General features: G+C 35.2%; 22 protein-coding genes. 18 read left to right on the top strand and 4 right to left on the bottom strand.

Annotated elements, in window-relative coordinates:
• Position 1: 1 nt before the first annotated feature.
• Both ACWG0P_RS02975 and ACWG0P_RS02970 read left to right on the top strand, forming a co-directional pair.
• Entirely contained in the window at positions 2–1,465 is a 1,464-nt protein-coding gene (locus tag ACWG0P_RS02975) for a glycoside hydrolase family 1 protein (protein WP_455800423.1), read from the top strand.
• Between the two features lie 14 nt (positions 1,466–1,479).
• The gene (locus tag ACWG0P_RS02970; RefSeq protein WP_455792750.1) at positions 1,480–2,319 is read left to right on the top strand and encodes a PRD domain-containing protein; all 840 of its coding nucleotides are present in this window, start codon (positions 1,480–1,482) and stop codon (positions 2,317–2,319) included.
• Positions 2,320–2,347: 28 nt separating this feature from the next.
• Here the strand turns inward: ACWG0P_RS02970 and ACWG0P_RS02965 are convergent, their stop codons facing one another.
• Positions 2,348–2,725 carry a Fur family transcriptional regulator gene (locus tag ACWG0P_RS02965; RefSeq protein WP_455800422.1) on the bottom strand — a complete coding sequence of 126 codons (378 nt, stop codon included), beginning with the start codon at positions 2,723–2,725 and terminating at the stop codon, positions 2,348–2,350.
• Positions 2,726–2,829: 104 nt separating this feature from the next.
• Positions 2,830–4,323 carry a catalase gene (locus tag ACWG0P_RS02960; protein ID WP_455789765.1) on the bottom strand — a complete coding sequence of 498 codons (1,494 nt, stop codon included), beginning with the start codon at positions 4,321–4,323 and terminating at the stop codon, positions 2,830–2,832.
• A 162-nt stretch (positions 4,324–4,485) separates the two neighbouring features.
• Here ACWG0P_RS02960 and ACWG0P_RS02955 point away from each other — a divergent pair, with 162 nt between their 5' ends.
• The 4 genes from ACWG0P_RS02955 (at position 4,486) to gpmI (ending at position 7,623) form a co-directional block, all read left to right on the top strand.
• Positions 4,486–5,094: a TetR/AcrR family transcriptional regulator gene (locus ACWG0P_RS02955; RefSeq protein WP_455800421.1), complete on the top strand. Its 609-nt coding sequence runs from the start codon at positions 4,486–4,488 to the stop codon at positions 5,092–5,094.
• 126 nt (positions 5,095–5,220) lie between these two features.
• Positions 5,221–5,697, top strand: a complete 477-nt coding sequence (locus ACWG0P_RS02950; protein WP_455800420.1) for a hypothetical protein — start codon at positions 5,221–5,223, stop codon at positions 5,695–5,697.
• A 2-nt stretch (positions 5,698–5,699) separates the two neighbouring features.
• Complete coding sequence (locus tag ACWG0P_RS02945) at positions 5,700–5,921, top strand: hypothetical protein (protein ID WP_455800419.1); 222 nt, start codon at positions 5,700–5,702, stop codon at positions 5,919–5,921.
• 127 nt (positions 5,922–6,048) lie between these two features.
• Positions 6,049–7,623, top strand: a complete 1,575-nt coding sequence (gene gpmI, locus ACWG0P_RS02940) for a 2,3-bisphosphoglycerate-independent phosphoglycerate mutase (RefSeq protein WP_455800418.1) — start codon at positions 6,049–6,051, stop codon at positions 7,621–7,623.
• 43 nt (positions 7,624–7,666) lie between these two features.
• Here gpmI and ACWG0P_RS02935 read toward each other — a convergent pair whose 3' ends face one another.
• The gene (locus tag ACWG0P_RS02935; protein ID WP_455789770.1) at positions 7,667–7,957 is read right to left on the bottom strand and encodes a Dabb family protein; all 291 of its coding nucleotides are present in this window, start codon (positions 7,955–7,957) and stop codon (positions 7,667–7,669) included.
• A gap of 106 nt (positions 7,958–8,063) precedes the next feature.
• The gene (locus tag ACWG0P_RS02930; RefSeq protein ID WP_455800417.1) at positions 8,064–10,460 is read right to left on the bottom strand and encodes a PRD domain-containing protein; all 2,397 of its coding nucleotides are present in this window, start codon (positions 10,458–10,460) and stop codon (positions 8,064–8,066) included.
• A 351-nt stretch (positions 10,461–10,811) separates the two neighbouring features.
• Here ACWG0P_RS02930 and ACWG0P_RS02925 point away from each other — a divergent pair, with 351 nt between their 5' ends.
• The 12 genes from ACWG0P_RS02925 to ACWG0P_RS02870 all read left to right on the top strand — a co-directional run bounded on the left by ACWG0P_RS02925 (position 10,812) and on the right by ACWG0P_RS02870 (position 22,044).
• On the top strand, positions 10,812–11,855 hold the full coding sequence (locus tag ACWG0P_RS02925) for a zinc-dependent alcohol dehydrogenase (protein WP_455800416.1): 1,044 nt from the start codon (positions 10,812–10,814) through the stop codon (positions 11,853–11,855).
• 39 nt (positions 11,856–11,894) lie between these two features.
• Positions 11,895–12,725 carry a class II fructose-bisphosphate aldolase gene (locus tag ACWG0P_RS02920; protein ID WP_455789773.1) on the top strand — a complete coding sequence of 277 codons (831 nt, stop codon included), beginning with the start codon at positions 11,895–11,897 and terminating at the stop codon, positions 12,723–12,725.
• Positions 12,725–13,564, top strand: coding sequence for a Cof-type HAD-IIB family hydrolase (locus ACWG0P_RS02915; RefSeq protein ID WP_455800415.1), 840 nt, complete (start codon positions 12,725–12,727; stop codon positions 13,562–13,564). The genes ACWG0P_RS02920 and ACWG0P_RS02915 overlap by 1 nt, the downstream gene beginning before the upstream one ends.
• 5 nt (positions 13,565–13,569) lie before the next feature.
• Positions 13,570–14,361, top strand: a complete 792-nt coding sequence (locus ACWG0P_RS02910) for an HpcH/HpaI aldolase family protein (protein WP_455800414.1) — start codon at positions 13,570–13,572, stop codon at positions 14,359–14,361.
• 1 nt (position 14,362) lies between these two features.
• Positions 14,363–15,292 carry a phosphoglycerate dehydrogenase gene (locus tag ACWG0P_RS02905; protein WP_455800413.1) on the top strand — a complete coding sequence of 310 codons (930 nt, stop codon included), beginning with the start codon at positions 14,363–14,365 and terminating at the stop codon, positions 15,290–15,292.
• Positions 15,293–15,297: 5 nt separating this feature from the next.
• Positions 15,298–16,281, top strand: coding sequence for an NAD(P)-dependent oxidoreductase (locus ACWG0P_RS02900; protein WP_455789777.1), 984 nt, complete (start codon positions 15,298–15,300; stop codon positions 16,279–16,281).
• 12 nt (positions 16,282–16,293) lie between these two features.
• The gene (locus tag ACWG0P_RS02895; protein ID WP_455800412.1) at positions 16,294–17,001 is read left to right on the top strand and encodes an RraA family protein; all 708 of its coding nucleotides are present in this window, start codon (positions 16,294–16,296) and stop codon (positions 16,999–17,001) included.
• Positions 17,002–17,010: 9 nt separating this feature from the next.
• Positions 17,011–17,964 (top strand): D-2-hydroxyacid dehydrogenase, encoded by a 954-nt coding sequence (locus ACWG0P_RS02890; protein ID WP_455789779.1) that lies wholly within the window; start codon positions 17,011–17,013, stop codon positions 17,962–17,964.
• Between the two features lie 66 nt (positions 17,965–18,030).
• Complete coding sequence (locus ACWG0P_RS02885; protein ID WP_455800411.1) at positions 18,031–19,200, top strand: iron-containing alcohol dehydrogenase; 1,170 nt, start codon at positions 18,031–18,033, stop codon at positions 19,198–19,200.
• 23 nt (positions 19,201–19,223) lie between these two features.
• The gene (locus ACWG0P_RS02880; protein ID WP_455800410.1) at positions 19,224–19,901 is read left to right on the top strand and encodes a fructose-6-phosphate aldolase; all 678 of its coding nucleotides are present in this window, start codon (positions 19,224–19,226) and stop codon (positions 19,899–19,901) included.
• 470 nt (positions 19,902–20,371) lie between these two features.
• The gene (locus tag ACWG0P_RS02875) at positions 20,372–21,355 is read left to right on the top strand and encodes an NAD(P)-dependent oxidoreductase (RefSeq protein ID WP_455800409.1); all 984 of its coding nucleotides are present in this window, start codon (positions 20,372–20,374) and stop codon (positions 21,353–21,355) included.
• Positions 21,356–21,384: 29 nt separating this feature from the next.
• Positions 21,385–22,044 carry a bifunctional 4-hydroxy-2-oxoglutarate aldolase/2-dehydro-3-deoxy-phosphogluconate aldolase gene (locus ACWG0P_RS02870; RefSeq protein ID WP_455800408.1) on the top strand — a complete coding sequence of 220 codons (660 nt, stop codon included), beginning with the start codon at positions 21,385–21,387 and terminating at the stop codon, positions 22,042–22,044.
• The last annotated feature ends 10 nt before the right edge of the window (positions 22,045–22,054 follow it).

Below are 22,054 nucleotides of genomic sequence, written 5' to 3'. Positions count from 1 at the left end.
TATGAAGAAATTTCCAGATGGATTTTTATGGGGTGGTGCTACAGCAGCAAACCAGTTTGAAGGTGGTTGGAATGAAGGTGGAAAAGGATGGAGTGTATCAGATTGTGCCAGAGCGAAGTTTGATGTAAGTGTACAAAACTACGATAAGCATAATGAAATACATACAAGTGATATTGAAGAAGCATTGGCACATCCAGAAGATATTACAAACTATCCAAAACGTCATGGGAGTAATTTTTATCACCGTTATAAAGAAGATATTGCTTTGATGGCAGAGATGGGATTTAAAGTGTTCCGTATGTCAATCGCGTGGAGTAGAATCTTTCCAAATGGTGATGATCAAGAACCTAATGAAGCAGGACTGCAGTTTTATGATGATGTATTTGATGAACTGCATAAGTATGGAATTGAACCTTTAGTAACCATGTCTCACTATGAACCACCATTAAACTTAGTTTTAAACTATGATGGATGGTATTCTAGAGAAGTAGTATCGTTTTTTGAACGATATGTTAAGGTTATTTGTGAGCGATATAAGAACAAAGTAAAGTACTGGTTAACATTTAATGAAATTGATAGTATCATTCGTCATCCTTATACAACAGGAGGTTTGATTGAAGATCGTTTCCCAAATAAAAACTTCGAGGAAGTATGTTATCAAGCAATGCATCATCAATTTGTCGCAAGTGCATTAGCTACGAAAATATGTCATGAAATTATTCCTGATTCTAAGGTAGGCTGTATGATTACAAAATTATCTTACTATCCTATGACTTGTAAACCTGAAGATATTTTGAAGGCACAACAAAAAATGCGTAATATTTACGCATACTCTGATACACAAGTATTTGGAGAATATCCATCTTATCTATTAAGTTATTATAAAAATCATGATATTCATATTCATAAAGAAGAAAATGATGATAAAATTATGAGAGAGTATCCTGTTGATTTCGTTTCCTTTAGTTACTATATGTCTAGTTGTGTGGCAGATGATGAAACGGGTATGGAAACAACAGCAGGGAATACCGTTATGGGATTAAAAAATCCATATTTGAAATCCAGTGATTGGGGATGGCAAATAGATCCAATTGGACTTCGTATCTCTATGGTAGAACTATATGATCGTTATCGTAAACCATTGTTCATAGTAGAAAATGGGTTAGGTGCAAAAGATGAATTGATGGATGGAAAAGTACATGATGAATATCGTATTGATTACTATCGCCAACATTTCAAAAGCATGCTTGATGGTATCGTAGAAGACGGTGTAGAGTTAATGGGATATACTTCTTGGGCTTGTATCGATTTGATTAGTGAGTCCACAAAACAGATTTCAAAACGTTATGGGTTTGTTTATGTAGATATCGACGATAATGGAAATGGAAGTTATGATCGTTATCGTAAGGATTCCTTCTATTGGTATAAGAAAGTAATTGAGAATAATCATCTAAATTTTGAATGAACGGAGGTGAGTGCATGATTAAAATTAAAAAGGTATTAAATTCTAGCGTTGTCTTAGCGGAAGATGCAAATAACAAAGAATTTATCCTTTTGGGAAAAGGGATTGGTTATAATCGCAAACAAGGTGAAGAAATAAAAGAGGATCATGCACAATATCAACAGTTCATTCCTGTTAGCAATACAAAGTCTTTACAGATTGCGGAAATGCTAGGTTCTATTACGGAGGAAGTGTTAGAAGTTACAAGTGAAGTAATTCAGCTAGCAAAGAAAGAATTATCAACTAGTTTCAATGATAACTTATACTTTTTGATGGCGGACCACTTGAACTTTGCAATCGAGCGTTTTCAAAAGAATATGGTGATTACAAATCGATTAAGTTGGGAAATACAAAACTTTTATCCGAAAGAATATCAAGTCGCCTTAGAATGTTTGAATTATATAAATGAAAGATTAAAGATCAGTTTATCAGAAGATGAGGCTGTGAATATTGCCTTTCATCTTGTAAATGCACAAGCTACGAACAATCCAGAGTACGATAGTGCACGCTATTCAAAATTGATTGGCGATATTGTAAGTCTTGTACGCTATTCTTTGAATAAAGACTTTCATAAAGATAGTATTCATTATTTGCGTTTTGTAACACATATACGCTTCTTCGTAGAACGTTTCTTTACGGATAAAATGTTAGAAGATACAGAACATAACTTCTATATGAATCAAAAGAATGTATACCATAAAGAAGCAGAAGTTGCGAATAAAATTAAAAACTTCTTATATGATAAATATCAGATGTTGATAACGGATGAAGAAATGTCATTTCTAATCATTCATATCAATCGATTGATGAGAGAATAGAAAAGAGCAGGTTATTGACTAACCTGCTCTATATTTTTGATTTGCACTCTTTGCATATTCCGCGAAAAATCATATCCTTACTAAGGATGACACCATGGGTTGTTTCTTCCACTTCTTTATTTATATTTTTTAGTGTGTCTAAAGAAAAGTTTTGAATAGTTTCACAGGTTTCGCATATAAAATGATAGTGTTCATAATCAATTAAATCATAACGTACACCTTGTTTTTCAACACTGATTTCACGAAGATGATTCATTTTCACCAAGCTTTTTAAATTGCGATATACAGTTGCGATACCAACCTTATCATCTAATGTTTTTAGATAAGTATAGATTTCTTCTGCTGTAGGATGCGCATTTGGATGGTTTATAAAATATTCGTAAATGAGTTGTCCACGTTTTGTCATAGTTGTACATTCCTCTCTTTATTAGTTGTAATCGTATCATATTTCATGATTTGAATCAATTCTACAAAGAGAGGAAATGCACATGTTTTTACTTAGTTTTTGGCTTAGACTAAATCTTTGCCTTCATTTTCTAAATAAGATTTGTAATCGTCCATAGAAATTCCAAGGGCATTACGAACACCCTCTCCATAGGCTTCATCACACTTGTAGCAATGCATTACATGGCGAAGTTTAATATGTAGTGGGGCATCTCCCATTGCACGTCCAGTATTGCCAAATAATACTTCTTTTTGATCATCTTTCATAATATGGAATAAAGCTGCTGCTTGTGAGAAGTAATCACTATCATCTTCAGCGAAATCATATTCATACGCATGTCCAACAACCTCAAATGCTGGTTCTTTTACATTGTGATCATCTTCCCATTCTCCATAAGAGTTTGGTGAATATCCAGTTGTTGCGCCATAGTTTCCATCAACACGCATAGCACCATCACGATGGAATGAGTGAACAGGGCACTTAGGAGCGTTTACAGGTATAGAGTTATGATTAACTCCTAAACGATAGCGTTGAGCATCTCCATAAGCAAACAATCTTCCTTGTAACATACGATCTGGTGACAATGAAATACCTGGAACTAAATGAGATGGTGAGAATGCGGCTTGTTCAACATCTGCAAAATAGTTTTCTGGATTACGATTTAATTCTAATACACCAACTTCAATCAATGGGAAGTCTTTTTGTGACCATGTCTTTGTTAAATCAAATGGGTTGAAAGGCATTTTCTCAGCAGTTTCTTCACTCATTAATTGTACAGCCATTGTCCATTTTGGAAAATCTTTGCGTTCAATCGCATCAAATAAATCACGTTGATGACTTTCACGATCTTTTCCAACCAATTCTTCTGCTTCCATATCTGTAAGGTTCTTAATTCCTTGTTGAGTTTTAAAGTGAAATTTACACCAAATACGTTTATTATCTTGATCTAGGAAGCTATACGCATGACTTCCAAATCCATGCATATGACGATAGCTCGCTGGAATACCACGATCACTCATAGTGATGGTGATTTGATGAAATGCTTCTGGTAAGCATGTCCAAAAATCCCAATTATTTTTAGCACTACGCATATTTGTTTTTGGATCACGTTTTACGGCATGGTTTAAGTCTGGGAAGTTCTTAGGATCTCGTAAAAAGAATACTGGTGTATTATTACCAACTAAATCCCAATTTCCTTCTTCTGTATAAAACTTCATTGCGAAACCACGAATATCACGTTCTGCATCTGCAGCTCCACGTTCTCCAGCAACCGTAGAGAAACGAACAAAGACAGGAGTTTTCTTGCCTACTTCTTGGAATAGTTTTGCTCTTGTATATTTTGTGATTTCTGTGTTTGTTACTGTAAAATCTCCAAATGCACCACTACCTTTAGCATGCATTCTTCTTTCTGGAATTACTTCACGATCAAAGTGCGCTAGTTTTTCCATGAACCAATGATCTTGTAACATCATAGGGCCACGTTTACCAGCTGTTTGTGAGTTCATGTTGTCGCCAACTGGGGCTCCAACTTCATTCGTTAGCTTTTTGTTATCTTTCATTTAATTTCCTCCGTATGATAATGATTATCATTTTCAATTCAATCTTACGCCTTTCTAGATGCTTATGCAAGTAAAATGATAAAAGGTACTAATATATGCACAACAAAAAGAAGAAGCGTGATATAATGTGAAAAGCTAAATTGGAAAAAGGAAGTGTGTGTTATGCCATTAAAATCTTACTCAAAAGAACAACGGGAAGAGTTAAAAATTCAATTGTTAGAGAATGCTTTAAGTTTGTATTCTAAACATGGAATTAAAAATGTACGCTTGATGGATATTTTAAAAACAGTGGGGATATCAAAGCCTTTTTTCTATACATTTTACGATAGTGTACAAGATTTTGTAATTCAAGTGATCGATTTTCAATGGAGGAAAATTGATGCAATTGTGGAAACATTAATAAATTCAAAAGGATATACTCCAGAGGAAAAAATGAGAAAGTTGCTTTATCAGGTATTGAATTATAAAGATCATGGACTCTTGGTTATGACACAAGAAGAAGAGGTTTGGGTTCGAGAACGTATTCGTGATGAAGAGTATATAACATTTATGGAATCGCAAATTAATTTCTTTGAGAAATTATTAGTAATGTGTGAAGTAGCTCAAGAAAAAATAAATGTAAAAGCATTTGGAAATATGATTATCACGACAATATTAATACATAATTCCGCTAAAAAATCGTTGCCATTTATATATTTAGATGTGCTTGATGAAACTGCAGACTTACAAATTGAAAGCTTACTTACATATTTGAATACATTGAAAGGGTAATCACGAACGTTGTGATTGCTTTTTTTGTTGAAGTAAATTATGAGTTATGATACTATATATTTGAAATAATTACTTTTGTTGTGTGAAAAGTAATTATTATATAACAAAAGAGAAAGGATGTACACTATGGGATTATTTGGTATAGGAAAAAAGAAGGAATGGGATTTAGAAAAAAGTAATGAGAACAAAAAAAGAATGCATACCTTGTTTCATCAAGTCGTAGAAGACGCGGATACATATGAAATTTTATATGCATATACATCTGATGTGAAAACATCGAATTATGTAATTGCGCGAAAGACTACGTATTTATATGGTAGCTTGATCTTAGGTTATCGTTCGAGCGATATGAGTATAGTATTGGTTGATACATCTCCAGAATTAGATGGATGTGGTGAACCAAGGATTTATAAAAGAAATGATTTGAAAAAAGTAAAAATTGTACAAGGACAATTCACATTGTACAATCAAGGTGGCATTATGGCTGGTTACACACAATTTTGTGTTGCGAACAATTACGATGAAGATTATTTTGCGTATGTTGAACAAACTGAGGAAGCCGCAAAATTTGATGAATTTTGGCCAGTTTATATGAAGGGATAAATATGGATATCGTTTTATACTTCATAGGAGGTATTATAATTAGCTTCATAGGTGTACATTTATGGGTGTGGATAGTTGACACTTTTTTCAAAGGATTGAAGATGTTAATTCCTTGGCGAAAGAAAAAAACACAAGCATGGCATACATTAAATGAAGAAGGCACAAAAGATGTAACAAAAGACACAAGAATCAAAGATGATCACATCTATGAAAATGTAGAATAGTAGAAAAGGGATGATAAAATCTCTTTTTTCTTTTGAAATACTGTTTTATCGCGTATTTTGAACAAAACAGTTTCTAAAAATCTTAATTAGTGTTATATTTATAAGGTAAAATCAGGAGGTAACCTTTATGAGTAAAAGACCAGTAGTATTAGTAGTAATGGATGGAGTTGGACTTAGCGATTCACAGTTTGGAAACGCTGTGAAAGCTGCATATACACCTACATTAGACAACTTGTGGAACAATCATCCACACACAGAAATCAAAGCACATGGATTGGCTGTAGGGCTTCCTAGTGATGAAGACATGGGGAATAGTGAAGTAGGACACAACGCATTAGGTTGTGGACAAATTTACTCACAAGGAGCTATGTTAGTAAATGAAAATATTGAATCTGGAGAATTGTTTAAAAACGATACTTGGAAAGGTTTAGTAAAAAATTGTGAAGGTGGAAAAATGCATTTCATGGGATTGTTATCTGATGGAAATGTTCACTCTCATATTAACCATTTAAAAGCATTGGTAAAAAATGCAAAAGAAGATGGAGTAAAAGAAGTTCGTCTTCATATCTTATTAGATGGTCGTGATGTACCAGAAACAAGCGCATTGATTTATGTAGAAGATATTGAAAACTACATGGCAGAATTAAACGATGATAACTTCCACGCATGTATCGCAAGTGGTGGTGGTCGTATGAATATTACGATGGACCGTTATGAAGCAAACTGGTCTATGGTTGAAAAAGGATGGCACATCCATGTACTAGGTGAAGGTAGAATGTTTGCTAGTGCAAAAGAAGCTATCGAAACTTACCGTAATGAAACTGGAGTTGTAGATCAAGATCTTCCAGGTTTCGTTATTGAAAAAGATGGAAAAGCAGTGGGAACAATTGAAGATGGAGATAGCGTTGTGCTATTCAACTTTAGAGGGGACCGTGCACAGGAAATTTCTTTGGCATTTGATCATGCGGACTTTGATAAGTTTGATCGTGTTCGTACACCAAAGGTTATGTATGCAGGTATGCTTCAATATGATGCAGACTTAAATATTCCAAACAACTTCTTAACTTATCCACCAAAAATCAAACACACATTAACTGAAGAATTGTGTAAATATGGAATTCGTGAGTATGCAATTAGTGAAACTCAAAAATTTGGTCACGTGACATATTTCTGGAATGGAAACCGTTCTGAAAAATTTGATGACAAATTAGAAGACTATGTAGAAATCAAGTCTGATGTAATTCCATTCGAACAACGTCCTTGGATGAAATCTGCAGAAATTACAGATGTATTAATGGCTGCGATCGAATCAGGAAACTATGACTTCATTCGTACAAACTATCCAAATGGAGATATGGTTGGACACACTGGGAACTATGAAGCAACAATCATCGGTGTAGAATCTGTAGACTTACAATTGGCTCGCGTTAAGAAAGCTGTTGATGCAGTAAATGGTATTATGATTGTTACTGCAGACCATGGTAACGCAGATGAAATGTATGAAAAACAGAAAAAAGAAGATTCACCTATTAGAGCAAAAACTTCTCATACATTAAATAAAGTTCCATTTATTGTTTATGGTGCAGATGTAACATTAAAACAAGAAGCTGATTTAGGACTATCTAATGTGGCTGCTACAGTAGCTGATTTATTAGAAGTTGCGCCTAATGAAAATTGGAACGCAAGCATTATTAAAAAATAGTAATATAAAAGCATGTTCTTAGAGAGAGCATGCTTTTTGTATATTAAAATTCGTAATCTACAGTTGCGGAACCGCTTCTAACTTCATGGATGTATGGTTTCACTACATCTGCGTGATATGGGTTGCTTTGGTAACGTTCTAGATCAGCTGGGCTATCTACTGTAAGTTCCAATACGATATCATAAGAACGATCGGAATGTAAGTAATCGATTCCTACTTGTAAATCCCTAACAAAATCAATACGTTCCTTCATTGTTAGAAATAATGCTTTTACCTTTTCACAAGCTTCAGGACTGTTGTCTTTCATTTTCACAAATAAAACATGCTTTACCATTTGTTATTTCCTTTCCGTACATAGGTACATTTTAAATCTTTTTATATGATACATGGATAATAATTTTTATGCAAGCATACACACAAATTACACTCTTAATAGTGTGTTAGTTAGTGTGTTTCGCTTCTTCAATTGTTTGGAATTCTAAGTAGTTATAAAAGATTTGTGATAGTACTGCGATTTCTTCATCCGCTATGGAGAGGGTCAAGAAGTCTCGTACTTGATGTAATCGATTTTTAATACATGTAAATAAATAGTCATAGGTTTCTAGATATTGATCTAAAAGGTGAAAATGAATTTTTTGTTTTGTAGTGCATCGCTCTAACATACAGTTTCCATGAAATAAGAAAGAGATGATTAAATCATTCGTTACAGAAATATTTAAAGTTCCACAAACATCTACCAGAACTTGATACAACGATTCATTTGATTTCGCGGTATTGATATGTGGAAATGATTTTATAAACTTAGCTAAAATTGGACTATTAGAACGCTCTGATTTACTCATATACGTTGATTCTTTTAGAAATTGTTTATGTTCTCGTTTATTGTTAATGACTTTTGTAAGCAGAATACCAAGATGCATCGTTTTTAAGTTCACCAATTCACTTGTATCATATAAGAGTGGTAAAGAGAGTGGGTATAAAGAGAACGCAGGAATATTTGTTTCTGCCACAATGGATTTATCCAAGGTAGTAAGAGGATCATAGTCACCAATCAATAATACACCTTTTCCTAAATCAATATAGTTCATCAGCTTATAAATTTTTTCATTGAATTCTTTTATATCGTGCTGTTGATAGTAGAGATTATAATCAAAGGAGAAGAAAGAACGATTTTGAATCACCCTATTTAAATGTTGGGCATAGTTCTCCGCAAGTCGTTCTCCATGCGCAATAATCAGTGTTGTAATACTATCATAGCGAATCGATTTCAATGCATAGTAAATATAATTTCTGATATAGCTCGCATATACATCTAGCATGTGTATTTGAAATTTATTCTCAATAATTGCGATGATATTATTGGAGACCTCCATGGATTGGGTGCTTTCTTTATAGCTTAAATCGTCCAATGAAAAATTATAAGCGAAAGTATTGTCCAGCATGTTCTGGATTTTTTTATACAACAAACTCATCAATTGCTTGTCATATTTCATCTTAGTTTTTGCAAATACAGGAGTCAATACCTGGTACAGTCTTGAATGCATTTCAATACTGGAAGAATCCAATAATTTTGTACGTGCATTTTCAACGTCTTCACTTGCTTTTTCAGTGATGGTAGAAAGCTTAGGAGTAATAAACATCGTGCTTGCTAACTGTGTATTTCGTAGTGTTTTCAATGGTTCACATTCTTTTCCTGGATAAAAATCAATGATTTCTGGAATGAGTTGTGATAAGGATGTCTGTACTTGTTCATAGAAAGAAACATCCGACGAACTATTATTTTTCATGATGTTTTTTGATACATTTTCATGCGTTAAAATAATAGGATCATGACCACTTAAAGATGCTGAATATAAGTTATTAGAGATGGAGTAAATAATCTCATTCCTTAATTGAAATAAATTGTATGTATATTCTGCACATATAAAGGATGCAATCGCATTGCTTGTAACTTTTATTTGGAAGTTGATGTTATCTGCTTCTTCTTGAATAAAGGTCAAGACAAGTTCAATCATTTCCTTGGCAGTACGTTCGCGTATGTTTGGGTATTGTACAAAGTAAGGCGTCAATTGCGAGAAGTACGCAAAATTATCGACACTCTTATCGACAAGAAACATAAGAATCGGCATCTGCCGGTTTTCATTTCTAAACATATGAAAGATATCATTCCTTAATCGGTAGATATCATTCTCTGAGAACTTTGTGAAGATTTCAATCACAATAATAGATATACTTCGTAGACTAATTTGTTCTTTAAAACCCTCTAAGTTTTCACAAACACTACGATAATCTATGGTATAAATTTTATTTTTTTTTGGGAATCGTTTTGTTTTGATTCCTAAATCAAATAGTCTTGAACAAAAGTATTTTTTACCAACACCCTTTTCCCCTTGTATCGCAATCAATAAAGGATTGCTTTGATGAAAATAAATCGCTGGTGAAAGTTTCCCGATGAGGGAGGATAAAGATTCCTCAAATCCATTTCCAATGATATCAAGATCATTACGCAACACGGGTTCCTCACTAGGCGTGTTGAAAACAAATAGATTTTTCAGACTTTCGCGATTTGTGATTATCTGAGGGATATTATTGAAGTGAAACTGTCCACTTATAATTTCCTTCGATAAGTAAAGCGTAGGTCTACCTTCTACTTTAATAAGCAAAAATTCGTTAAAAAGCTGATTCAGTATTCTGGATACATTTGATCGATCAAGCTTGTGATCTAAGGCAATGTCAAACGCATTACACTGATCAAAGTTGAACGTGTTGTTTAGAATGCCTTCGCTGGTATACTTGCGAACAGATTCTAAAATTAAATCTCTCCTCGTTTTTTCCATTTCCTTCGCCCCTTCTTAGAAATTATATACATTTTGGTGTCAAATCACGTGTTTTTTATGACACACTATGCAGATTTATTCTATCACAATTAGAATAAATGTACACTCTATGTTACACAATGAAGTAAAAATATAAAATTCTATAAAAATCTTGTAAAAACCCTCTTACATCGCGAACACGTGTGTGACACACAGGAACAGTTTTTGTCAATTTGACTATGAAACCGTTTTCTATATGATTATAAATGAACAGAACACGAATTACAACTGGAAAAATATGAATTAGTATCTCAACGGTAAGAACCGTTTCATAGGGATATAGCGTTTGTGAAATGAGAGGAGGAAAACGGAATGAAAAAAGCAAAGACGCTACTGATTAAAAACAAAGATGAATTGGAGTTTGTAGATTTACAGATGCCAGTACTAAATGACTACGAGGTATTGTTTAAAACAAAGTATTGTTCATTGTGCACAGTGGATCGAAGAACTTACAAAGGGACAAGGAATTATGGATATCCATTTCTAGGAGGACATGAATGTAGTGGTGTAGTAGAAGCAGTTGGAAAAGGTGTCGTAGAAATAAACCCTGGGGATCATGTGATTTTCACATCTGGATATTGTAACCAATGTGAACTCGACCGAAGTGGAAGAGGAACACAGTGTAAAAACAAAAAGCAAATGCCTAAACGTGCGAATGTAGATGGAAATATATTAGGTGGAGGTTTGAGTGAATATCTAGCAATACCGGCATGGCAAGTGATCAAACTTCCTGAGGATGTTAATATGGCACATGCTGCATTAACAGAACCCCTTGCATGTTGTATTCACAGTATTGAAAAGGCCAGAATTGAATTAGGAGATACGGTTGTGATTATAGGTATGGGAATTATGGGTTATTTTCAATTGAAGCTTGCTCAAATGAAAGGCGCAAGAGTGATTGTGTCTGAAATGGATGAAGCGCGGAAAAGAAAAGCAATTGGACATGGAGCTGCTTATGTTTTAGATCCATCAAAAGAAAATGTTGTAGAACGTGTGAAAGAGCTAACCAATGGTTTAGGGGCCGAGGTAGTCATTAATACAATTCCTACAGCATCTGTTTGGGGAGATGCCATTGATATGTTAGCACCTTATGGGCGATTGATTGCCTATAGTTCACAAGATAGCAAAGATAAGATTGGAGTAGATTTTGGTCTTATCCATAGTAAGGAAATTGAATTGATTGGAACATTAAATCCAAATATTGATGATAATGAACGAGCAACACGTTTGATACGTTATCAAATGATTAATATGGATGAAGTAATTGATGAAACTTATACATTTGAAGACGGTATGAAGGCATTTGAAAAAGCATGTGAGCCTAATACATATCGTGTCATGATTCGTTACGACTAAATCAGAAAGGACGATGAAGAATCGCTTAGGGAAAAGAAAATGTTAGTTACACTTCAAGATGTTTTAACAAATGCAAAGAAAGAAGGTTATGCAGTACCAGCTACGAATATCGACAATGAACATAATCTTCGCGCTGCCATAGAGGCAGCAGAGGAGATGAAATCTCCTCTCATTTTAAACACAACGCCTATTGCCAATCCAGATATTGTAGCATTTGGACAAAGTGTGATAGCCATGGCTAGTAATGCAAGTGTTCCAGTTGTGTGGAACTTAGATCATGGAAAGACGTTTGAAGAATGCATGTTAGGATTACGTGCAGGATGTACGAGTATTATGATTGATCGATCACTTTGTGAATATGAAGACAATATTGCTCAGGTCAAAGAAATGGTACGTATCGCTCATGCACTTGGTGTAAATGTAGAGGCAGAATTAGGTCATGTTGGTTTTGGTGAACAATATGTAATTGATGGTTCACAAGCACTTACACAAGTAAAAGAAGCAAAAGAATTTGTAGAAAGAACAGGTGTAGATGCACTTGCAGTTGCGATTGGAACAGCACATGGAGTATACAAAGGAACTCCAAATATTCGTTTTGATTTACTACATGAACTCCGTGATGCATTAAATATTCCATTGGTGTTACATGGAGGAAGTGGTACAGGAGATGAAAACTTAGCACGTTGTGCACGAGAAGGTATCAACAAGATTAACTTGTCGAACGATTTAAAACGCGCTGCAATTGAGAATTTAACAAATCGCGATTTAAGTGGAAATGCTGTATATGATATGTATCCATTATTGGCTGAGGGTTTTAAAGATAAAATCATGCATTATATAGCACTGATAGGTTGTGCGGGGAAAAAATAATGGACATTAAGCAAATAAAATACGTCTTCGTTGATTTGGATGGAACTTTATTACAAGATGATAAAAAACTCCCTCCTACAGTGATCGAAACGATCAAAAGATTTCGTACGATGTATCATATCCCATTTGGTATTGCGACAGGTCGTGCGTTAAGTTCCTTGTTACCACTTCTTAAGGCAAAGGGTTTATTAGATTACATAGATGTTATCGTTGCAAATAACGGTGTAGATCTTTATATTCCAGCACAACAAAAGCTAGAAAGAAAGTATATGTTGGATAAGACGGTGATAGAAAAGGTCCTAAAAGCTTTTGAAGGAGAAGAAGATGTGAATGTTTGCTTTCATAATCCAGGTCTATTCTATGCTCAAAAAGTAACAAAGCGGGTATCCAATATTTTAAAGATCAATCAAATCGATGTAGTATTTCATCCAAACTATTGTAACGATTATACACAAACTCCAAGAGTCATGTTGCTCTTTGATCCAGCGAATAGGGAAAAAATCAATACGCTGATTGAGAAGGTTCATATTGATGGAGTGCGTGGTATACAAAGTGAACCTGATATTTATGAGTATGTGGATGAACGTGTCTCTAAGGTTGTAGGAATACAAGAGTATGTAGAATCTTTCCAAGATACACTAGATCAAGTCTTGGTTATAGGAGATTCCTATAATGATATCGAAATGCTTCAACATTGTGGCATTGGAGTCGCAATGAAAAATGCAGATGAACAGGTAAAACAGTATGCAGATATGATCAGTGAATACACCAATAATGAAGATGGTGTTGCACATATCCTGTCATCTTGTTGGAATCTTGATACGAAAGAAAGAGGATAAATGAAATGAAAAACACAATTAGAGAAGCTTTAGACAACAAAGAATTTGTAATCGCAACACGAGTGAATGCAACTTGGCCACTAATCGAAGAAGTGGTAGGTTGTGCTGGTGCTTATGATTATGTTGAGTTTTTAGGGGAGTATGCTCCTTTTGATCAGTACGATATGGAAAATATGTGCCGAGCTGCAGAGTTGCATAATATTGGAATGATTATCAAAGCTGATTATTACAATCGCACGTATGTTTCTCAAAAGGCTATGGCAGCAGGTTTTCAAGGGATTTTATTTACTGACCATACCACTGCAGAGGAAGTAGAAGAAACGATTCGCTCTATTACTCCTGCAACTCCTCAATTAGGTGGGAAGATGGGATTTGTAAATCGTCGTTGGATTCGCAATGCAGATTTATCTTCTCAAATGGAATATGCTGCGGATGTAAACAAAACAGTCAAAGGTTTTATGATTGAAAAAGTCGAGGCTGTAGAAAATATTGATGCAATTTGTTCCGTACCTGGTGTAGATTTTATCCAGTTTGGAGGAGCAGATTTCTCAATGAACTGTGGTGTAGATCGTAAAAATCAAGAAGCATATGTAAAAGAAGTAGAAAAGAAAGTGATTGAAACTGCAATTAAACATGGTGTAAGTGTTCGTGTAGAAATAAAGACTGCAAAAGAAGCTGATTATTATTTAGCAATGGGTGTAAAACACTTTGCTTTAGGAACTGACTTGCGTATCTTAAAAGACTTCTATAAAAAAGAAGGGGAAGAACTTTTAGACGCATGTACAGGAGGTAAATAATATGAAGGTGCTAGTAACATCAAAATCTTTTGCTTCATGTAGTGATGAAGCGCTTCATATCTTAAAAGATAAAGGGTTTGAAATTATTCCCAATCCCAAAGGTAGATTATTAACAGAAGAAGAAATGATGGAATATATCCAAGGAGTTGACGCAGTCATTTTAGGCACAGATGTATTTAGTCAAAAGGTTATTGATTGTGCAGATAAATTAAAGATTGTATCTCGTTATGGTGTTGGCTTGGATAAAGTAGATTGTGAATATCTGAAAGAAAAAGGGATAGAGTTGAAGATTGCGGCAAATGCAAATACCAATTCTGTTGCGGATCATGCAGTAGGTTTGATGTTATCTGTTTGTCATAATATTACACGTTGTGATCGATATATTCATAATGGTGAATGGAAGAAACCAATGGGAAAAGATTTGTATCAAAGTACGGTTGGGATTCTTGGACTTGGTGCTATTGGTAAGAGTGTAGCTCGAAGATTACATGGCTTTGATTGTAAAATATTAGCATTCGATAAATTTTACGATGATGCTTTTGTAGAGGAATATGGAATTCAAAAGGCAAGTATTGATGAAATATTCGAACAAGCAGATTTCATTACCTTACATATGCCTGCATTACCAGAATTTACACCACTTATCACAAAAGAGACCTTTGCTAAGATGAAGGATGATGCAGTATTAATCAATACTGCAAGAGCAAAACTTATTGATCAAGAAGCCTTATATGAAGCGATTGAAAAGAATCAGATTTATGGATTTGGTAGTGATGTACATTACCAAGAACCTAACATCGATGAAAAGTTAATGCAGAGTGAAAATGTAGTTGTTACTCCACATATCGCTGCTTCTTCTATTGATTCTATAAATAATATGTCAAGAATTGCAGCACAAAACATAGTTGATTACTTTGAAGGGAAGGAATAAAAAGTATGAGTAAAATTGCCGTTGTAAATGTAAACAGTTTTGCGAAACGCTATCCAGAGCATGTTACAGAATTAGAAATGAAAATAGGAAAAGTAGATCGTTTTAAAGTGGATGAACACATTGATAGTATTGAGTTAGCAAATATGCTACAAGGATACCAATACATTATCTTGGGAACAACTCCTCCGATTACAGAAGAATTCTTTGAGCACCAAAAAGATGTACGCTTGATTACACGTCATGGAATTGGATATAATCACATCGATTTAGAGGCAGCACGAAATCATAATGTGTTTGTTTGTAAAGAACTTGGCATCATCGAACGTGATGCCGTTGCGGAACAAGCTGTGTGTTTATTAGGGACAGTTGCGAAACGCATTGATCAAGGAAATTGGATGGTACATAACAAAGAATGGTCTATACGAAGAGAACGTGTTATGGGATATCAAATGTCCAATAAGACGACAGGTATTATCGGGTATGGAAATATTGGAAGTCGCTTTGCAGAGATTATGAAGTTTGGTTTCCGTAATCGCATCCTTGCCTATGATCCTTTCTTAACACAGGAACAAGCAGATTCTTATAATATCGAAAAAGTATCTTTGGAAGAACTTCTAAAAGAATCTGATTTTATATCTATCCATGCAAATTATACAGAAGAGGCACATAATTTAATCAATGAACAAACCTTAAAACTCATGAAACCAGAAGCTATCTTAATCAACACAGCACGTGGGAAATTCATTGATGAGAATGCTTTGGCATGTGCACTACGTAAACGTCATTTAGCTGGATTTGGTGCTGATGTTATGGTAGAAGAACCAATGCTGGATGATCACCCATTGTTGGAATGTGAATATGCAGTATTTACACCACATGTTGGAGTATATAATGAAATTTGTCTTAGAAATATGGATTTAAAAGTTATGGATGATATCTATCTAGTAGAAGATGGACAACGTCCTTTGGAAATTGTGAACGGACTATAGGAGGAGAAAAAAATGAAAAAAGATGAACGATTAGAGGAACTTAAGAAATTTGATACACCATCCATTACCAATGTAGTGGCAACCTATCCTGAAAAGGATTACTGTTTAGGATTATATCACCCTTGGCTTGGGCAATGGTATACCGATGAAAAAGCAAAAGTTATGTATCCAGAGCTTGGCAGAACCGTAGGATATGCAGTAACATGTACCTATGGAATGCCAGACCCTAACTTTGAATGTTTAAAATTTGCAGATGTATTGCGTGCAGTTGCGGAAATGGATAAACCCGTTGTTCTTGTGTTAAAACAGGATTTTCCAGAAGAAGTGAAATGTCGCAATGGTTTGTTAGGGGGAAATATGATGACAGCTTTACGTTCTGTTGGTGTGGTGGGGGTTATTAGCGATGGACCATCTCGTGATGTCGATGAGATTCGTCCTTTAGGAATGCAATATATGTTGAGTGGAGTAACTGCAGGTCATGGAAAATGGGCAGTGCAATCTGTAAATACAGGTGTTGAAGTATTTGGAATGCAGGTTACACCTGGAGAAATTATTCATATGGATGAAAATGGTGCAGTGAAATTTCCTGCGAAGCATATTGATGATGTAATTGAAAAATGTAATCATTTAGCTGAGTTTGAAGAGAAGAGACAACGTCTTATGCGCGAGAGTGATGATGTTGAGGAAATCATTCGTATCATGAGTGGAATTTACGACTAGGAGGTTGTTATGGAAATCGTTATATTAGATGGGTATTGCGAAAACCCAGGAGATCTTACTTGGGAAGGATTTGAAAAGATTGGAAAAGTGACCTATTATGATCGTACAAAGGATGAAGATGTTATTGATCGTATAGGAAATGCACAATGCATCATTATCAATAAGACTAGAATTACAAAGGAAGTAATGGAAGCTTGTCCTGCGTTAAGATACATTGGTGTTCTTGCGACGGGGTATGATGTTGTTGATGTAGAGGCAGCAAAAGCCAAAGGAATCGCATGTACCAATGTGCCAGGGTATGGAACAGATACCGTTTCACAGTATGCAATCGCAATGTTGTTGGAAGTGTGTAATCGCGTTGGTCATCACAATGATGAAGTAAAAAAACAACGTTGGTCAAATAGTGAGGACTGGTGTTTTTGGGATTACCCACTAATTGAGTTGGCAGGAAAAACAATGGGTATTGTTGGTTTTGGTAGAATTGGTCAGGCAACTGGAAATATTGCTCGTGCATTAGGAATGAACGTTGTGTATTATGATGCGTACGTAAAACCAGAATGTGTTCCAGGATACACTTCATTATCGCTTGAAGAATTACTCGCAAGTAGTGATGTAGTTGCGCTTCATTGTCCGCTTACAAAGGATAATGAACAAATGATGAATAAGAATACATTTGCACTCATGAAGAAAAATGCTATCTTAATCAATAATGCGAGAGGTCGATTAATCCATGAAGAAGATTTGGCACAGGCATTGCGTGATGGCGTTATTTATGCGGCAGCACTTGATGTAATGTACACTGAACCAGTGGCTTTTGATAATCCATTATTGTCTTGTGATAATTGCATTATCACACCACATATTTCTTGGGCTACGAAAGAAGCAAGAAGTCGTATTATGAATTGTGCACAAGACAATTTACAAGCATTTTTAAATAATGAATCTGTAAATCGTATCGTTTAATGAAACTGCGTAAGGTAATCCTTGCGCTTTCGTATTATAATAGAAAGGTAAATAGGAGGTAGAAACATGAGTTTTAAAATGCATATACCAACAAATTTGTTATTTGGTGAGGGTACTTTGTCACAACTTCATGAACAGAAGATGCCAGGAAAACATGCATTAATCCTTATCACGAATGGGAAATCCACTAGAGTTAACGGTTATCTAGATCGTCTTTCGATGGAATTAGATAAAGCAGAAGTTACATATGATATCTTCGATAAAATACAGGCTAACCCATTAAAGTCAACCGTTATGGAAGGTGCAGCCTTCGCAAGAGAACATCGTAGCGAATTTGTTGTGGCACTAGGTGGAGGAAGCGTTATGGATGCAGGTAAAGCAATCTGCGCGATGGCAACAAATGAAGGTGATCTTTGGGATTATATAGGGAATGGCACCGGCAAAGGAATGCCACTACAACATAATCCGCTTCCACTAATTGCAATTTCTACAACTGCAGGAACAGGCTCTGAAATTGATATGGGTGCAGTAATTACCAATGAAGAAACCTATGAAAAAGCTGGATTCATCCACCCATTAAACTTTCCTGTGTTATCTATCGTTGATCCCTCCCTAATGTGTAGCGTTCCACCAAAGTTTACTGCATTTCAAGGATTTGATGCTTTGTTTCATAGTTTGGAAGGATACATTTCCAACAAAGCAAATCTATTAAGTGATATGTATGCACTTACTGCAATTGAAAAGGTAGCAAAATACTTACCAGCTGCAGTCCATGAAGGAAAGAATATGGAAGCAAGAGAGAATATTGCTTTTGCGAACACATTGTCGGGTATCGTTATGGTTGTGGGATCCACTACCAGTGAACACTCTTTAGAGCATGCATTGTCCGCATATCACCAAGAGTTGCCACATGGAGCTGGTTTGATTATGATAAGCAAGGCATACTTTACCCATTTCATTCAACAACATGTGTGTGATGAACGATTTATTAAAATGGCACAAGCTATGGGGAAAAGTGATGCTAGTGATCCTATGGATTTCATAGAGGTATTGGATCAATTACAAAAAGCATGTTATGTAGACGATTTGAAAATGTCGGATTATGGTATTAAACGCGAAGAATTTGATACCTTCGTGAAAAATGCAAAATCTGCGATGAGTAGATTATTTGCGAATGATCGTGTAGCATTATCCGATGAAGATTGCAAAGCAATCTATGAAGCATCTTATAAGTAAATAAGTTAGGAAGGAAATAGAATATGAAAATTTTAATTGATCATGCAGATATAAATGAAATTAAACGTTTGTATGATATATACCCAATTGATGGAGTAACTTGTAATCCAACGATTTTAAAAGCAGGAGGTAAACCTCCCTATGATGTACTAAAGGAAATACGTGAGTTTATAGGGGATGATGCTCAGCTTCATGTACAAGTTATTTCAAGTAAAGCAGAGGATATGGTAGAAGAAGCACATCATATTCAAGAAGTATTAGGAAAGAATACATATATTAAAATTCCTGTAATACCTCAGGGCTTGAAGGCTATGAAAATATTATCTAAAGAAGGCGCGAATATTACAGGTACTGCGATATATAATCAAATGCAAGGGTTCCTGGCAGCGAAAGCAGGTGCACATTATGTGGCACCATATGTAAATCGTATCGATAATATGGGGTATGATGGTGTCAAAGTCGCAAAAGATATTCATGATGTATTGACAAAGTCAGGTTTGAAATGTGATTTGTTGGCAGCGAGCTTTAAGAACTCTCAACAAGTATTAGAACTTGCTACTTATGGTGCAGGAGCTTGCACCATTGCGCCAGATGTTATCGATGGTTTGATTCGCATGGATGCTGTTACTGCGGCAGTGGAAGCATTCACAAAAGATTTTGAGACCTTATGTGGTGAACATAAGACAATGAACAACATTTAATAAATAGACTAAAAAGGAAAACGCAAATGTTCTCCTTTTTTTTGTTATAGAATAGAAAACATAAGAAAAGAACAAATTCAAGGGTAATAACTTACCAATATTTACCAAGTTAAAATTATGAAAATACATGCTATACTCAAAGAAATTAGAAATATGTAGAAAATATCAAATATTATAGTGTCAAAAAATTTAAATACATAACACATTGATGACACGAATCGTTGTGAAATGTGTTTTTTTTATAACACACATCCATATTTTTAAATCTTATTAGAAATTACAAAGAAGCAAAAAATTTATAGAAGATGAATAAAACCCTTAAAACAAGGGCTTTCTATTATTTTGCAGTGTGACACACAAGAGGTATTTGTGTCAGTTTGACATAGAAAGCGTTTTCATTAAGATGATAAGTGTAACGAGTGATAGGGCTTACATATGTTTACACGAGTCACTTATTTTGGAGGGATGAAATGGAGAAAATAGCAGTCATCAATATTACGAGCTTTGGCCGAGAGTTCCCAGAGTATATAGAAGAACTCGAATCAAAAGTTGGTAAGGTTGATAAATTCTTACTTCCAGCGGATATGGATGGGGCTACACTCGCTGAAAGGTTGGATGGTTACTCCTATATATTATTAGGCAACTATCCTCAACTTGACGAAACATTCTTCTCATTACAAAAAGATGTAAAACTCATCGCAAGACATGGAATTGGTTACAACAACATTGATTTGGAAAGTGCAAAGCGTCATGGTGTATTTGTAACAGTGATTCCACATGTAGTAGAAGAAGATGCAGTCGCAGAACAAGCAGCGGCATTATTAATGGCAGTATCTAAGAATATTGTACGTGCGGATCAAAAAGTGCACATTGGGCAGTGGAACATCAACCGCCAAGAAATCATGGGATATCAGTTGCGGGATGGTGTAACAGGAATTATAGGTTGTGGACACATAGGAAAACGTATGGCACAAATTATGAAATATGGATTCCATAATAGAATACTTGCATATGATCCTTATTTGAGTAAGGAAGATGCAGATCTTCTGGGTGTTGAACTTTGTGACCTCATAACGTTATTACAGACTTCCGACTTTATAAGTCTACATGCAAATCTAAATGAAAATAGTAGACATCTTATCAATGCGGAAACATTACAACATGTTTCCAAACATGCCATTTTGATCAATACAGGGCGAGGTGGTTTGATAGATGAAGAAGCACTTGCGGACGTATTAGAACAAGGACAGTTAGCAGGATATGGCGCAGATGTTGCAGGGTATGAACCAATGGATGTAAATTCAAGACTGCTAAAGATGGCAAATGTTACCATCACACCACATTCGGCAATTTACAATCGTACTTGCATGTCTCATATGAATCGTAAAGTCATGGAAGATGTGTACTTGGTTGCAAGTGGGAAGCGACCAAATGAAATTATCAATGGATTATAGAATGAATAGAAAGCGTAGGGAAAACACATATGAAGAAAGAACAAGTAATTCAGACAATTGAAAACGAAAAAATTGTAGTTATCACTAGAGGTATCCTAGGAGAAGATTTAATGAAGTTGGCAAAAGCATTATATAAAGGAGGCATTCGTTGTTTTGAAATAACGTATGATCCTGCAGATCCAAATACTTGTGAAAGCGTAAAAGAAAACATTCAAGCATTAGATGCCGAGTTCAAAGGCGATTTGATGTTGGGTGTAGGAACTGTACTTACAAAAGAACAGGTTCAAAATGCGAAAGATGCTGGTGCGAAATTCATCGTATCTCCAAACTTTGATCCAGAAATTGTGGCAGAGACAAAAGCACTTGGATTGGTATCCATGCCAGGATGTATCACACCTTCAGAAATATGTGCAGCAGATAAAGCGGGAGCGGACTTCATCAAATTGTTTCCTGCAGGAACCCTTGGTATTAAATACTGTAAAGACGTATACGCTCCCATCCATCATGTGAAATATATCGCAACGGTAGGTGTAAGTGAAGAAACCTTTAAGGAATATTTAGACTTAGGATTCAGTGGAGCTGGTATTAGTTCACAATTAGTAGATAAAAAATGTCGAGATGCAGGGAACTATGAAGAGTTGACAAGAAGAGCACAACGCTTTGTAGACATTGCTAAATCATATAAGTAAGTACACGCAG

It is taken from the genome of Amedibacillus sp. YH-ame6 (assembly GCF_053848845.1).
The sequence above is the reverse complement of the archived record's forward strand: the minus strand, read 5'-3'. Positions and strand labels throughout refer to the sequence as shown.